This is a genomic window from Variovorax sp. UC122_21, from assembly GCF_044056785.1.
GTDB lineage: Bacteria > Pseudomonadota > Gammaproteobacteria > Burkholderiales > Burkholderiaceae_C > Variovorax.
This window is the reverse complement of the sequence record NZ_CP172004.1, coordinates 435181-449740: the sequence shown is the minus strand read 5'-3', so window position 1 is coordinate 449740 and position 14560 is coordinate 435181. Positions and strand designations below refer to the sequence as shown.

Annotated in this window: 13 protein-coding genes and 1 pseudogene; 5 read left to right on the top strand and 9 right to left on the bottom strand. The window is 70.6% G+C overall.

What is annotated here, in order from left to right; translation table 11 throughout:
- The first annotated feature begins 135 nt into the window (after positions 1-135).
- The 3 genes from ACHMXE_RS14365 to ACHMXE_RS14355 all read left to right on the top strand — a co-directional run bounded on the left by ACHMXE_RS14365 (position 136) and on the right by ACHMXE_RS14355 (position 4266).
- Entirely contained in the window at positions 136-3060 is a 2925-nt protein-coding gene (locus ACHMXE_RS14365; RefSeq protein WP_395349850.1) for a cytochrome P450, read from the top strand.
- The gene (locus ACHMXE_RS14360) at positions 2957-3352 is read left to right on the top strand and encodes a hypothetical protein (protein WP_395353082.1); all 396 of its coding nucleotides are present in this window, start codon (positions 2957-2959) and stop codon (positions 3350-3352) included. Before ACHMXE_RS14365 ends, ACHMXE_RS14360 begins: the two co-directional genes overlap by 104 nt.
- 143 nt (positions 3353-3495) lie before the next feature.
- On the top strand, positions 3496-4266 hold the full coding sequence (locus ACHMXE_RS14355) for a winged helix-turn-helix domain-containing protein (RefSeq protein WP_395349847.1): 771 nt from the start codon (positions 3496-3498) through the stop codon (positions 4264-4266).
- A gap of 18 nt (positions 4267-4284) precedes the next feature.
- Here the strand turns inward: ACHMXE_RS14355 and ACHMXE_RS14350 are convergent, their stop codons facing one another.
- The 5 genes from ACHMXE_RS14350 to ACHMXE_RS14330 form a co-directional block, all read right to left on the bottom strand.
- On the bottom strand, positions 4285-5058 hold the full coding sequence (locus ACHMXE_RS14350) for an esterase/lipase family protein (RefSeq protein ID WP_395349844.1): 774 nt from the start codon (positions 5056-5058) through the stop codon (positions 4285-4287).
- 98 nt (positions 5059-5156) lie between these two features.
- Positions 5157-5792, bottom strand: a complete 636-nt coding sequence (locus ACHMXE_RS14345; protein ID WP_203203088.1) for a TetR/AcrR family transcriptional regulator — start codon at positions 5790-5792, stop codon at positions 5157-5159.
- 31 nt (positions 5793-5823) lie between these two features.
- A complete protein-coding gene (locus ACHMXE_RS14340; protein ID WP_203203089.1) occupies positions 5824-6342 on the bottom strand; it encodes a phasin family protein in 519 nt (172 codons plus the stop codon).
- A 74-nt stretch (positions 6343-6416) separates the two neighbouring features.
- Positions 6417-6974, bottom strand: coding sequence for a hypothetical protein (locus ACHMXE_RS14335; protein ID WP_395349841.1), 558 nt, complete (start codon positions 6972-6974; stop codon positions 6417-6419).
- A 133-nt stretch (positions 6975-7107) separates the two neighbouring features.
- A complete protein-coding gene (locus tag ACHMXE_RS14330) occupies positions 7108-8802 on the bottom strand; it encodes a wax ester/triacylglycerol synthase family O-acyltransferase (protein ID WP_395349839.1) in 1695 nt (564 codons plus the stop codon).
- Between the two features lie 206 nt (positions 8803-9008).
- Here ACHMXE_RS14330 and ACHMXE_RS14325 point away from each other — a divergent pair, with 206 nt between their 5' ends.
- Positions 9009-11069 (top strand): prolyl oligopeptidase family protein, encoded by a 2061-nt coding sequence (locus tag ACHMXE_RS14325; protein WP_395349837.1) that lies wholly within the window; start codon positions 9009-9011, stop codon positions 11067-11069.
- A 1-nt stretch (position 11070) separates the two neighbouring features.
- Positions 11071-11991, top strand: a pseudogene (gene rocF / locus ACHMXE_RS14320) (arginase).
- Here rocF and ACHMXE_RS14315 read toward each other — a convergent pair.
- From ACHMXE_RS14315 to ACHMXE_RS14300, 4 genes are all read right to left on the bottom strand, one after another.
- Complete coding sequence (locus tag ACHMXE_RS14315) at positions 11988-12854, bottom strand: FUSC family protein (RefSeq protein WP_395349835.1); 867 nt, start codon at positions 12852-12854, stop codon at positions 11988-11990. The pseudogene rocF and the gene ACHMXE_RS14315 sit on opposite strands and share 4 nt — an antisense overlap.
- Positions 12854-12997 (bottom strand): hypothetical protein, encoded by a 144-nt coding sequence (locus ACHMXE_RS14310; RefSeq protein WP_395349833.1) that lies wholly within the window; start codon positions 12995-12997, stop codon positions 12854-12856. The genes ACHMXE_RS14315 and ACHMXE_RS14310 overlap by 1 nt, the downstream gene beginning before the upstream one ends.
- A gap of 4 nt (positions 12998-13001) precedes the next feature.
- On the bottom strand, positions 13002-13697 hold the full coding sequence (locus ACHMXE_RS14305; protein ID WP_203203095.1) for a DUF2242 domain-containing protein: 696 nt from the start codon (positions 13695-13697) through the stop codon (positions 13002-13004).
- A gap of 91 nt (positions 13698-13788) precedes the next feature.
- A complete protein-coding gene (locus tag ACHMXE_RS14300) occupies positions 13789-14442 on the bottom strand; it encodes a nucleoside/nucleotide kinase family protein (RefSeq protein WP_395349832.1) in 654 nt (217 codons plus the stop codon).
- Between the last annotated feature and the right edge of the window lie 118 nt (positions 14443-14560).

Below are 14560 nucleotides of genomic sequence, written 5' to 3'. Positions count from 1 at the left end.
AGCGCCGTCTCGCGCCCTGACATTTGCTAAGGGAAACCCCGTCCTGCCGCCGGGGGAGCCGCTTCGATACTCCAGTGGTCGTCCCCCTCAGGCGCGCCCCGCGGCCGTCTCCCGCAGAAGCACAACATCCAGACCATGGCAGGCAAGAACTCGCTCCACCCGATCCCCCATCCCGCCAAGAAGCCCTTCGTGGGCAACCTGCTGTCGATCGGCTCCGACTCCCCGGTGCTGGACATGTGGAAGATCGCCCAGGAGCTGGGCGGCATCTACTGGCTGGACATGCCGGGCATGCCGGTGATCGTGGTGTCGTCGCCCGCGCTGGTCGACGAACTCTGCGAGGAGGCGCGCTTCGACAAGAGCACGCGCGGCGCGCTGCGCCGGCTGCGCGCCGCCTCGCACGGCCTGTTCACCTCCGACACCCACGAGGAGACCTGGTCGAAGCCGCACAACATCCTGCTGGCGAATTTCAGCCAGCGCGCGATGCAGGCCTACCACCCCATGATGCTGGACATCGCGGGGCAGCTCGTGACCAAGTGGGAGCGGCTGAACTTCGACGAGGAGGTCGACGTGGTGCGCGACATGACCGCGCTCACGCTCGACACCATCGGCCTGTGCGGTTTCGGATACCGCTTCAATTCGTTCTACCGCGAGGGCTTCCATCCCTTCGTCGACGCGATGGTGCGCACGCTCGAGACGGTGCAGAACCGGCGCGGCCTGCCGCTCGAGGAGCTGATGCTCAAGAAGGAGCTGGCGCAGCAGCGCAAGGACATCCGCTACATGCACAAGATGGTGGAGGACATCATCGAGGAGCGGCGCGCGAGCGGTGCCGACATCGCGACCAAGCCCGACCTGCTGAGCTACATGATCGCGGGCGTGGACAAGAAGAGCGGCGAGCAGCTCACCGACAAGATGATCCGCGACGAGTGCATCGAATTCCTCATCGCGGGCCACGAGACCACCAGCGGCCTGCTCTCGTTCGCCATCTACTTCCTGCTGAAGAATCCCGAGGCGCTGGCCAAGGCGCAGGCCGAGGTCGACAACGTGTTCGGGCCCGACACCTCGCTCAAGCCCACCTATGCGCAGGTCAATAGGCTGCAGTACGTGATGCAGGTGCTCAAGGAGTCGCTGCGCATGTTCCCGACCGCGCCCGCGATCTCGATGCGCGCGAAGGAGGACACCCAGATCGGTGGCCAGTACACGATCAAGAAGAACAACATGGTCATCATGCATGCGCTGGCGCTGCATCGCGACAAGGGCATCTGGGGCGAGAACGCCGACCAGTTCGATCCCGACAACTTCAGCCGCGAGGCCGAGCGCGAGCGGCCGGTCAACGCCTTCAAGCCCTTCGGCAACGGCCAGCGCGCCTGCATCGGGCGCCAGTTCGCGCTGCAGGAAGCGGTGCTGACCTTGGGCATGATCCTGCAGCGCTTCAACCTGGTCGACCACACCGGCTACAAGCTCAAGATCAAGGAAGCGCTGACCATCAAGCCCGAGGGCTTCAGGATCAAGGCGCTGCTGCGCGACCCGGCGACGCGCCCGCGCGGCAACATCAACGACGCGGCCGCCGCGCCGGTGCAGCCCGTGCAGCCGGCGGCGCGCAAGCCGCAGGCCGCGCGCCACGGCACCTCGCTGCTGGTGCTGCAGGGCTCCAACCTCGGCACCGCCGAAGACCTCGCGCGCCAGCTCGCCGAGGCCGGCGAGGCACGCGGCTTCTCGACCCAGCTGGCCTCGCTCGACGACTACGCCGAGCGGCTGCCGGCCAACGGCGCGGTGGCCATCGTCTGCGCCTCGTACAACGGCGTGGCGCCCGACAACGCGGCCGAGTTCCACCGCTGGCTCGACAAGGCCGACGACGCGCTCAACGGCGTGCGCTTCAGCGTCTTCGGCTGCGGCAACACCGACTGGGCCGCCACCTACCAGGCGGTGCCGCGGCGCATCGACGAGCGGCTCGAGGCGCTGGGCGCCACGCGCGTGCATCCGCGCGGCGAGGGCGATGCGCGCGAGGACATGGACGGCGCCTTCCAGGACTGGAGCGACGCGCTGTGGCCCGAGCTGGTGAAGGCCTTCGGCATCAAGACCGGCGCCGACACGCCCGCGCAGAGCGAGCCGCTCTACACGCTCGAGGAACTGCCGCCGCCGCAGAACAACGCCATCGTCGACGCGCTGGGCGCGGTGGCGCTGCGCGTGATCGAGAACCGCGAGCTGCAGCACGCCGGCGGCGAGGCCGGCCGCTCCACGCGCCACGTCGAGCTGATGCTGCCCGAGGGCCTGGTCTACCGCGCCGGCGACCACCTGAGCGTGGTGCCGCGCAACAGCCCGAGGCAGGTCGAACGCGCGATGGCGCGCTTCGGCTTCGACCGCACGGCCCACGTGCGGCTGCATGCGATCGCGGGCCGCAAGCCGGCGCTGCCGGTCGAGCAGGTGATCGCGGTCGACCGCCTGCTGGGCGACTACGTCGAGCTGCAGGACGTGGCCACGCGCAAGCAGATCGCCACGCTCGCGGCCTACACCGAATGCCCGTTCACCAAGCCGAAGCTGGTGGCGCTGTCGGGCAGCGACGAGGCCTCGCAGGCGGCCTACAAGGCCGAGGTGCTGCACAAGCGCAAGTCGCTGCTCGACCTGCTCGAGGAGCACCGCGCCTGCCAGGTGCCGTTCGCGGTGTTCCTCGAGATGCTGTCGCCGCTGTCGCCGCGCTACTACTCGATCTCCTCCTCGCCCACGATGACGCCCGGCAAGTGCAGCGTGACGGTGGGCGTGGTCAGCGGTCCGGCCAAGTCGGGCCTCGGCACCTTCGAGGGCGTGTGCTCCAACTTCCTGGCGCGCGCCGAGGCCGGCGACACCGTGCACGGCGTGGTGCGCGAGACCACGGCCGAGGGCTTCCGCCTGCCCGAGGACGGCGCAGCGCCCGCTGATCATGATCGGCCCCGGCACCGGGCTCGCGCCGTTCCGTGGCTTCCTGCAGGAGCGCGCGGCGCAGGCCGAGGCCGGCACCGCGCTCGGCGAGGCGCTGCTGTTCTTCGGCTGCCGCCATCCCGAGCAGGACTTCATCTACGCCGATGAGCTGAAGGCCTGGTCGCACCGCGGCCTGATGAAGCTGCACACCGCCTTCTCGCGCGCGGGCGAGCGCAAGGTCTACGTGCAGGACCTGATCCGCGAGCAGGCGGCGCAGGTGTGGGCGCTGCTCGAAGCCGGCGCCGTGGTCTACGTCTGCGGCGACGGCTCGCGCATGGAGCCCGACGTGCGGCGCGCCCTGTCCGACATCGCGCGCGAGCACGGCCAGGACAGCGCCGCCTGGATGGACCGGATGATCGCGGACCAGCGCTACGTGCTCGACGTCTGGGCCGGCAGCTGAAGCGCCCGTCGCCGCGCGAAGAAAGTTGGAGCAGTTGGACTAACTTTCCGCCGGTTCTGGTTTTTCACGCCTAGACCCTCCCGCCGAAGATCGGCCTCTCGCGAGATCCACGGGATCCGCGATCCGATCAACAACCGGGAGGCATGGCGAATGCTCAGGCAGACGAACCGCTGCGCGCGGCGGTGGTGGACGGCGATGCCGTCCGGGGTGCGGCGCTCGCGCAGCGCATGGCGCGGCGCGGCTACGGCGCGATGCCGTTCCATGGCGCCACCGGCCTGCTCAAGGCATTGCAGGGCGGCTGGCGCTTCGACCTGCTGCTGCTCCATCCCGCACACGAAACCGCCTGGGCCGACCTCTCGGCCGCCTGCAGGCTGCGGCGCATGCCGGTGCTGCTGCTCGCCGAAGACTCGGCCTGGCGCACGCCGCCCGCGGTCGAGGCGCTGTGCCATGGCCACGGCCTGGTCGACTTCGCGCCGCTGCCGCTGGCCGACCACGAACTCGAATGGCGTCTGCGCGCCCTGCTGTCGCGCTCGCGCATGCCGGCGCGGCCGAGCGCCGGGGCGCAGGAGCTGGTCTGCGGCGACTACCGCCTGCTCGAGGACGAACGGCTGGTGCTGCGGCGCGGGCGCGAGGTGCGCCTCGATCCGCGCGAGTTCGACCTCGCGCTGATGCTGTTCCGACACCTGGGCCAGCTGCTGACGCGCGAATTCCTCTGGATCGCGCTGTGGAAGCGCCCGCCGCACGAGGGCGCCCGCGCGCTCAACATCGCCGCGGCGAGCGTGCGCAAGAAGCTTGCGCTGCAGGAGGATGGCGGGCTGGTGCTGCGCGCCGCCTACGGGCGCGGCTACATGCTGCAGGAAGTGCGCTCGCAGGCCGAGTTCGCCTGCGAGCCGGCCGGCTACGCCGAGGCCTGAAGGCTCCGGCGGCGGACCTCAGTTCTGGCGATCGGGATCGGGATAGACCAGCGGCCCCAGCAGGCCGCGGTTGAAGGGCTTCCAGCCGCCCTCGGGCTGCGACAGCCGGTCGGCCAGCGCATAGAGCACCGCGGGATGCGCGCCCAGGCCCAGGTGGCTCGCGATGACCTCGATGTTCTCGGACTTCGGACCGGTCTTCTCGATGCTGCAGCGCCAGGCCACGACGCCGTCGGTGCGGCTGAAGATCGAGGTGGTGGGCACCGAGGGCGTGGGCTGCACGAACTTCATGCGGCGCGGGTCGTGCGAGCTCTGGCCGCTCACGCCTTCGTAGACGCGCCAGGCGTTGGTGGCACGCGGGCTGCCCGAGAACGGGCTGCCGAGCGTGACCACGCCGCGCACGAGATCGGGATGCGCCGACGCCAGCAGCCGCGCATACACGCCGCCCAGGCTCCAGCCGACCAGGCTGACCTTCTGCCCGCTGTCGTCGTGCAGCTTGCGCAGCAGCGTGACCATGCCGTCTTCCACGCCTTCGCGCGGACCGAAGTTGCGGCCCAGGCCCCAGCCATGCGCGTCGTAGCCGCGGCTCGCGAGATAGCGGCGCAGCACCAGCGTGGAGGCATCGCCGGCCACCAGGCCCGGCAGCACCAGCACCGGATGGCCGTCGCCGCGCGGCGTGAGCTGCAGCAGCGGCCACATGGCGAGGCCCGCGCCGGTTTCCCAGAGCGCGCGGCCTTCGGCCAGCAGCAGCAGGCGCGAGGGCGGCGAGATGTGTTCACGGGTGGCGGTGGTCATGTGCGGGTCCTTTCTTGCGTGTCTCTGCGCTTCTGTTGGTTCTTCGTTGCCAGTCTGGGGTTCCGCCGCGCGGCCCACCCGTCGGACGGTGTCGTCTGTTATCCGAGGTATTTGGCCCTTAGGTAATCGAGGTAAGCCCTCGATTCGCCCGAAACATACGGCGAAACCAGGGTCAGCGTGTAGAAGGCCGCCAGTCCCGGATCGGCCTGCGCCACCGCGTCACGGCCCGGCACCAGGCGCTCGAACGACAGCCAGCAGGTGGTGGTGAACACCATCTGCAGCGCCAGGATGCGCGCCTGCTCGGCACTCGTCTCGATCACGCCCGAGGCCACCAGCCCTTCGCACAGCGCCTGGGCCGCCAGCAGGTTCTGCGCGGTCAGGGCCTGCGCGCGCTGGCCCAGCACCGGATACTCGCTCGCGAGGAAGGCCATGTCGCGGTAGATGAAGCGGTACTCGTTGATCGCCTCGAAGCGCAGGTGCAGCGCGAGCCACAGGTCGTCGATGGCCGCGATGCCGGCCGAGGAGCCGTTGAGCGATTCGAGCCGCTGCTCGAAGCGCCGGAACAGCCACTCCACGATCAGCTGCTTGGCCTTGAAGTGGTAGTGCAGGTTGCCCGGGCTCATGCCGAGCTCGGCCGCGATCTTGTGGGTGGACACCGCCGCGAGCCCCTGCGCGTTGAACAGCGCGAGGCTGGTCAGCAGGATGCGGTCGCGCGTGGTGTTGGAGCCGGCCACTGGCGGATCTTGCGGGTCGTGCGGGGATCGATCAGCGCTTGCCGCCGCGCGCGGCCTGCTCGAGACGATCGAGCCGCTCGGCGAGCGCCGCGATCTGCGACTGCAGCGCCTGCACTTCCTCGGCCGTGGGCATGCCCAGGCGCTGCAGCGCGGTGGCCACGCGCTGGTCGAACACGTCCTCGAACTTGCGGATGCCGAAGCTGTCGAGGCCCGGGAAGCCGCGCGTCAGCACGGCCTTGGCGCCGCTCGCTTCCTCGCCGCCCTTGCCGCCGATGCCCAGGAGGCCTTCGATCACGTTGGTGACGCTGGCCTGCCGCTTGGCGACGTCGTTGCGCACGTTGTCGAGCGCCTTGAGGCCGGCGCGCAGCAGGCCTTCGCCGGAGGACGCGGGCTTGGTGCCCGTGCCTGCCTTGCTGCTCTTTGCCTTGGCGGCGCTGCGCTTGCGCGGCGCCGCGGTCTTCTTCGCGGGGGTGGTCCTGGCGCCGGCGGTCTTCTTCGCGGGCGTCGCCTTCTTCTTCAGTTCTGCGGGTTCATCGCGGCGGGTCGCCATGCATCGCTCCAGGGGAACTCGGTACCTTCGACGGTACCGCAAAAGAAAAAGGCGCCCGAAGGCGCCTGCGGAACTCAGGCCGCCTTGCGGGCGGCAGCGCGGCGAACCGGCTTCTTGACCGCGGCGGCCTTGGCCTTCACGGTGCGCACGGGCTTGGCTTCCTCGCTGCCCGCGACGCGGACTTCGATCTGCCTGGCACCGGCGGCGATGCGGTCGGCGATCTGCACCGACACGGTCGCGAAGGGCTGGTTCACGGCCGACAGCGCGTTGATCACCGAGGTGGCGACCGGCGACTCGACCTGGGCCACGCGGTGGGCAACCGATTCGATGCCGCTGGTGGTGCCGGTGGCGACACGGTCCATCACCGAGACGATGCGGCCGGTGTCGATCTCGAGGCGGTTGGCCAGGAAGCCGTTGACCTTGGCTTGCGCGCCGATCAGGTTGGCCTTGATCTTGTCGTTCACCAGCGGCAGCTCGCGCTGGCCGATGAAGTCGCTGTAGCGCGAAGCGGCGCCGTCGAGCAGGCGCTGCACGCCGGTGCGGTAGGCACCGACCAGGGTCTTGCCGGCGTCGTTGTACTGGCCGATGACGTGGACGGCGGCGGAAGCGATGGAGGTTTGCGAGGTGGACATGGGGTTGTTCCTGGAAGTTGATCGGTCGCGGATTCGCGATGGGGTGATCTTCTTCCCAAGGGCCTAGGCCTGAAAAACTAGAAGCGTCGGAAAACTAGTCCAACTGCCCCAATTTTTCGGGCCCGGGCGGTCCTCAAGCGGCGGCGGCCGCGGCGCGGGGCGCGCTCTTGCGCGCGGGGGCCTTTCGGGTGGGGGTCTTTGCGGTGGGCTTCGCAGCGGGCTTCGGGACGGCCTTGGCAGGGGTCTTGGCCGCCGCCTTCTTCGCGGGCGCCTTCTTGGCTGCCGGCGTCTTCTTCGCGGCGGCCTTGCGCGCCGGGGCCTTCTTCGCGGCCGCCTTGACCACGGGTTCCGCATCGGCGGGCGCCTCGACGACGGCCGCGGGCTTCGGCGCCGGTGCACCGGCCACCGACGGATGCTTCTGCGTCAGCTCCATCAGCAGCTTGTGCTCGGCCAGCAGGTAGTCGCCGATCTCGGTGATGTCGGGCACGGCGCGGCGGCAGGCGATCAGGCCGTAGTCCATGCGGCCGTTGTAGCTCTGCACCGTGACGTTGAGCGCGGTGCCGTGGCTCGCGATCGACACCGGGTAGTAGCAGGTGACCAGCGCGCCCGCGAAGTACATCGGGAACGGCGCGCCCGCCACGTTGGAGATCGCCACGTTGGCGGCCGGCGGCAGCATGTTGACCAGGCCCGAGCGGCCCACCATCGAGGCGATGCCCGACACCAGCCAGGGCGCGGCGAAGGTCGGGAAGTCGTCGAGGATCACGGCCTTGAAGCGGTTCATGGTCGACTTCGAGGAGGTCGACGAGGCATTGATGGCCTTGAGCCGCTGCAGCGGATCGGTGATGTCGGTGGCCAGGCTCACGAGGATCATGCTGGCCTGGTTGTTGGCCGTGTCGTCGCCGGCCTCGCGCAGGCTCACGGGCACGCCCGCCACCAGCGGCTTGGCCGGCAGCTCGTTGTTGTCGGCCAGGTAGTGGCGCAGCGCGCCGGCCACGGTGGCCATCACCACGTCGTTGAGCGACACGCCGAAGTGCTTGGCGATGTACTTGGTCTCGGCCAGCGAGATGGTGCGGCCCGCGAAGGTGCGCTGGTTGGTGATCGAGACGTTGAGCGAGGTGCGCGGCGCGAACAGATTGAACTTCTTCGGCGCCGTGGTCGTGAGCTTCTCGGCCGCCTTCTCGTCGGGCTTGGCCAGCCCGCTGATGGCACGCACGATGGCCGGCGCCATCTTGAACAGCTTGACGTACTGCTGCGCCGTGTTGCGCAGCGCGGCGCTCGCGAGTTCGGCCATGCCGAGCTGGTAGCCGCTGTTGCGCGGGCGCGAGCGCGGCGGCTTCACCACGCGGCCCGTGGCCTCGAGGTCGAAGATGGCCTTGCCCACTTCCACGCCGGCCTGTCCGTCGATGCCCGCGTGGTGCACCTTGGTGTAGAGCGCGACCTGGCCGCTCTTCAGGCCGTCGATGATGTAGAACTCCCACATCGGCCGGCTGCGGTCGATCAGCGAGGAGTGCAGCCGCGCGACGTACTGCTGCAACTGGCGATTGGTGCCGGGCCGCGGCAGCGAGATGTGGCGCACGTGGTAGTCGAGGTCGATGTCGTCGTCCTCGACCCACACCGGGTTCGTCATGTCGAAGGGCATCAGCGCGAGCTTGCGCGTGAACACGTCGGCCAGGTGGATGCGGCTGGCCATGAACTGCTTCGCGTCCTCGTAGAAGTCGCCCTTGTAGCCCTTGGGCAGGTCGAGCACGTTGAGCGAGCCCACGTGCATCGGCATCTCCGGCGTTTCCAGATGCAGGAAGGTGGCATCGAGACCGCTCAGGTGTTTCATGTGTTGTGTCTCCTAGGTCGTGGAATGCCGTCGCATTCGGCTTCGGCAGGATACCGTGCGGCCGCTGCGCCGGGGGGCCGCGCCCTTCAGTGTTTCCACCGGGGAGCGCACCCGGGTTTGCACCGAGCGATGTTCTGGGACCGTCCACCGGTAATGCGAAAGTCCATGGATCGATGTCCGTCACGGTGCGTTCGTACACTGTGACCATGACCTCTTCCCCCCGCCCGCAAGCGCAAGACCAAGACCCCTTCCTCTGGCTCGAGGACATCGACGGCACGCAGTCCCTCGACTGGGCCAAGGCCCGCAACGCCGAGACGGTGCAGCGCCATGCGCAGTCGGCGCGCTTCAAGCAGATCGAGCAGGGCCTGCTCGAGGTGCTCGACTCCGACGACCGCATCCCGATGGTCTACAAGGTCGACACCCTCTACTACAACTTCTGGCGCGACAAGGCCCATCCCAAGGGCCTGTGGCGCCGCACCACGCTCGAGGAGTACCGCAAGCCGCAACCGGCCTGGGAGACGGTGCTCGACCTCGACGCGCTGGCCGCGGCCGAGGGCGAGAACTGGGTCTGGCACGGAGCCGACTGGCTCTACCCCGGCTATGGCCGCTGCCTGGTCTCGCTCTCGCGCGGCGGCGCCGATGCCGACGTGGTGCGCGAGTTCGACCCGGTGCGCAAGGCCTTCGTCGAGGGCGGCTTCGCGCTGCCCGAGGCCAAGAACACGGTGGCCTGGAAGGACATCGACCACCTCTACGTGGCCACCGACTTCGGCCCGGGCTCGATGACCACCTCGAGCTATCCGCGCATCGTGAAGCAATGGAAGCGCGGCACGCCGCTGGCCGAGGCCGTCACGGTCTACGAGGCCGACACCGAGGACCTCTCGGCCTCGGGCTGGCGCGACGCCACGCCGGGCTTCGAGCGCGACTTCGTCTCGCGCGCCATCGACTTCTACGACAGCGAGACCTGGGTGCGCGCGGCCGACGGCACGCTCGCCAAGATCGAGGTGCCCGACGACGCGGTGGTCGACGTCACGCGCGAATGGCTGCTGATCGAGCCGCGCAGCGACTGGGAGGTGGGCGGCGCCAGCTACAAGGCCGGCTCGCTGCTGGCCGCGAACTTCGACGCCTACATGGCCGGCGCGCGCGAACTCACCTTGCTGTTCGAACCCACCGACACCAGCGCGCTCGACAGCCATTCGTGGACGCGCCATCACCTGATCGTGAACGCGATGCACGACGTGGTGAACCGCATCGAGGTGCTCACGCCCCCGGCCGACGGCCAGGGCCCGTGGCAGCGCGAGAGCCTGGGCGGCGCGCCCGCGCTGTCGACCATCGCGGCGGGCGCCATCGACGAGGACGAGAACGACGACTACTTCCTCACCGTGAGCGGCTTCCTGCAGCCGACCACGCTCTACATCGGCACCCTGGGCCAGGGCGAGGCCGAGCCGCTCAAGCACAGCCCGGGCTTCTTCGACGCCTCGCGCTACACGGTCAGCCAGCACTTCGCGCGCTCGCAGGACGGTACGCGCGTGCCCTACTTCGAGATCGCGCCCAGGGACCTGGTGGCCAACGGCCGCAACCCGACCCTGCAGTACGCCTACGGCGGCTTCGAGATCTCGCTCACGCCCAGCTACAGCGGCGGCATCGGCCGCGCCTGGCTCGAGCAGGGCGGCGTGTACGTGGTGGCCAACATCCGCGGCGGCGGCGAGTACGGCCCGCGCTGGCACCAGGCCGCGCTGCAGCAGAACCGCCTGCGCAGCAGCGAGGACTTCGCCGCGGTATCGCAGGACCTGATCGCGCGCGGCATCACCTCGCCCGCGCACCTGGGCGCCATGGGCGGCAGCAACGGCGGCCTGCTGATGGGCAACATGCTCACGCGCCATCCGGAGCTCTATGGCGCCATCGTGAGCGAGGTCGCGCTGCTCGACATGCGTCGCTACACGCAGCTGTCGGCCGGCGCCTCGTGGATCGCCGAGTACGGCGACCCCGAAGTGCCCGAGGAGTGGGAATGGATCCGCCACTTCTCGCCCTACGAGAACGCGAAGCCCGGCGCCAAGTACCCGCCCTCGCTGTTCACCACCTCGACGCGCGACGACCGCGTGGGTCCGGTGCATGCGCGCAAGATGCATGCGAAGCTGGCCGCGCAGGGCCACGACACGGCCTTCTACGAGAACCTCGAGGGCGGCCACAGCGCGGCCTCGGACAACAAGCAGTCCGCGTTCATGGACGCGCTGGGCTACGCCTACCTGTGGGACCACCTGGAGACCTGACATGAACAACGCCGGCACCACCCTCGAACTGATCGGCGCGCCCACCGACGTCGGCGCCAGCGTGCGCGGCGCGGGCATGGGCCCCGATGCGCTGCGCGTGGCGGGGCTGGCGGAGGCGCTGGTGCGCCAGGGCTTCGCGCTGGTCGACCGCGGCAACCTCGCGGGCCCGGCCACGCCCTGGGCGCCGCCGGCCAACGGGCTGCGCCATCTCGACGAGGTGATCGCCTGGAACCGCGCGGTGTACGCGGCGGTCGACGAGGTGCTGGGCGCGGGCCACGTGCCGCTGATGCTGGGCGGCGACCACTGCCTGGCGATCGGCTCGATCAGCGCGGTGGCCTGGCATGCGCGCAAGCGCGGCCGCAAGCTGCGCGTGCTGTGGCTCGACGCGCATTCCGACGTCAACACCGAGACCACCAGCCCCAGCGGCAACCTGCACGGCATGCCGGTGTCGTGCCTGCTGGGCCACGGGCCCGCGGTGCTGACCGGCTGGAGCGGCGAGCGCGCGGCGCTGCCGCCCGAGGCGATCCGCTTCATCGGCATCCGCAGCGTCGATGCCGACGAGAAGGAGGCGATCCGCACGCTGGGCCTCCACGTGTTCGACATGCGCCACATCGACGAGCACGGCATGCGCACCACCATGACCGAGGCGCTGCAGGACGTGGACGAGGACACGCACCTGCACGTGAGCTTCGACCTCGACTGCCTCGACCCGAACATCGCACCCGGCGTGGGCACCGGCGTGCGCGGCGGACCGACCTACCGCGAGATGCAGCTGTGCATGGAGATGATCGCCGACACCGGCCGGCTCGGCTCGGTCGACGTGGTCGAACTCGATCCCGCGCTCGACGTGCGCAACCGAGACGGCCGAGATCGCGGTGGAGCTGATCGAGAGCCTGTTCGGAAGTCGACGCTGGTGCGTTAGGCCACGACGCGCGTGGCCTGCAGCGCGCGCAGATCTTCCAGCAGCAGCGCGAGCGGCGCCGCCAGCAGCGGCCGGGCCGCGTCGTCGCGCGACGCATGGCGCGCCGCGAGCCGCTCGAGCACCGACAGATCGGGCGCCATGCCCTTGCCTTCGAGCGCATCCGCCAGCGCGGCGAGCGCGCCGGCCGAGGCGCGCGCGGCCTTCGCAATCTCTTCGTTCGATGCCGGCTGCTGCGGCTCGATGGCACGGCCGAGCAGTGCCACGTCCTGCATCAGCCGCGCCATGGTGCGCGCGCGCTGCCGGTGCGCGTCCTTCGGCGCACCGACCGTGCGGTGACGCCAGGGCCAACGCGATTCGAGGTCGGCGCCGCCCGCCAGCACCGTGAGCCGCGCGAGCGCGGCGCGGGCACGTTCGCCATCGCTCTCGAGCGCATCGCCCGCGGCCAGCGCCAGCAAGCGCTTCGCCATGCCGCGCAGCAGCGCCGCGCAGCCGGCGTCGAAGCGCGCGCGCCGGCCCGGTACTCGGCCGTCACCAGCGCCATCGCGAGCGCCACGCCCACGCCGATGCCCATCTGCGCCATGCGCAGCAGCGCCACCTGCAGCGCCGAATGGCCCGGCAGGCTGCCGGCCGAAAGGATGATCAGCGCCGCCACGGGCGCGCTGCGCAGGCCCGGCACGGCGGCGCCGACGAAGGCCAGCAGCAGCACGATCGCGAGCGCGTCGGCCTGCATCGGCACGCCATGGTGCGCGAGCCGACACGCCCGCGAGGCCCGCCAGCGCGCCCGCGAGGGTGCCGCGCACGCGGTCCCAGCCGGCCTCGAGCGTGGAGCCGGCGCTCGGCCGCATCACGATCAGCACGCTCATCACGGCCCAGAAGCTCTCGGGAAGCCCGATCCCGCGCGACACGCCCAGGCGATGGCCACCGCCGCCGCGAGCTGCGCGCCCGCGCGCCAGCGGCCGGGCTCGCGCAGGAAGGCCAGCCGGTCCGCGAACGGGAGGGTGGCCATGCCGTCAGCCGCGGTTGGGCGAGGTCGGCACCGGGAAGGTGGTGGCCGGAGCCTGGGACGGGGCCGGGGTAGCGGCGGGTGCCGGCGGCGCGGGCTCGGGCAGGTCCTCGGGCTCTTCCGCGCCCGGCTCCTGCCCTTCGAGGAAGCGGTCGAGCAGCGCGAAGAAGCGGTCGTAGAAGCGCTCGTCGGTCAGCGTCTGGCTCGCCACCTTGACCATCGCGTCGTCGCTGCCGGTCAGCGGCAGCGACAGCGAGCCGAAGGCCCCCACGCCCAGGCTCGCCGAGTTGTTGACCTTCTTGAGGCCGTAGCGGTCCTGCAGCGCGGTGGCAAAGGCCACCGTGCTCTTCGGCCTGGCGCCCTTGCCGCCCCGGCCGCCCTCGGCCGCGCAGACCACGCGGAACTCGACCTCCACATGCACCTCGGCCGCCGGCTGGAAGCTCTTGCGGGCCGTCACCAGGTCGGCATTGGCGGCCGTGACCATGTAGCCCTGGCTCAGCAGCGCGCGGCGCGCGGCCTCGCAGGTCTGGGCCTCGGTGGCCTCGTAGCTGCGCGTGTGGGTGGTGGTGGAGTCGAACTCCTCGGTGTCGTAGGAGACGCGGCGCGCACTGCTGCCGCAGCCCGCGAGCACCAGCGCCGACAAGAGCGCCAGGACGAGGACGGAGGAACGGGGGCGGAGGAAGGTCGAAGGCAGGGTCGGCATGGCGTGGCGGATGCTAACCGGCGGGCCGCCGGCCTGGCTTCGAGCGCGATGAGCGCCGCGCGTTCCCCGGCGATTCGGGATCAGGCGCCGGTCAGGAAAGCACGACGACGTGGCTGGCCCGCGCGCGCGTGGCCGCGATCAGCCGCGCGTTCGGCGCATCGGTCTGCGCCACCCACGCGCGCGCCGCTTCGGCGCTGCGGCCGAACTGCTCGTGCCGGCGCACCAGCCGCGCCTCGCGCAACGCATCGTCGATGTCCACGTACCAGACCTCGTCGAGCAGCGCGGCCGCGCCGGCCCAGGGCCCGGCGTCGTGCAGCAGGTAGTTGCCCTCGGTGATCACGAGCTGCGTCTCGGGCAGCACCGCGATCGCGCCGGCCACCGGCTCCTCGATCTCGCGCCGGAACTCGGGCGCATAGACGATGTCGCCACCGGGCCGCTGCGCGCGCAGCCGCTGCAGCAGCGCCACGTAGCCGGCGCTGTCGAAGGTGTCGGGCGCGCCCTTGCGGTCGGCGCGGCCGAGCCGTTGCAGCTCGACGTTGGCGAGGTGGAAGCCGTCCATCGGCACCACCTGCGCGCGCTCGGCGCCGAGCGCGTCGCGCAGCAGCGCCGCGAGCGTGGACTTGCCGGCGCCGGGGGCGCCGACCAGGCCGAGCAGCTTGCGCTGGCCGCCGGCCGTGAGGGACCGCAGACGCGCGAGGCTGTCGGCGGGAAGCGAGGGGGAAGGCGGCGAGGGGGAAGTACTCATCCCCCGAGCGTAGCCGCGCGCGCCGTCAAAAAATACCCCCACGCTCCCCTTGCTACGCAAGGTCCGCTGCCCCCCGAGGGGGCCGCTTTTTGTCTTGGGGCGGCCCGGCGACAAAAAA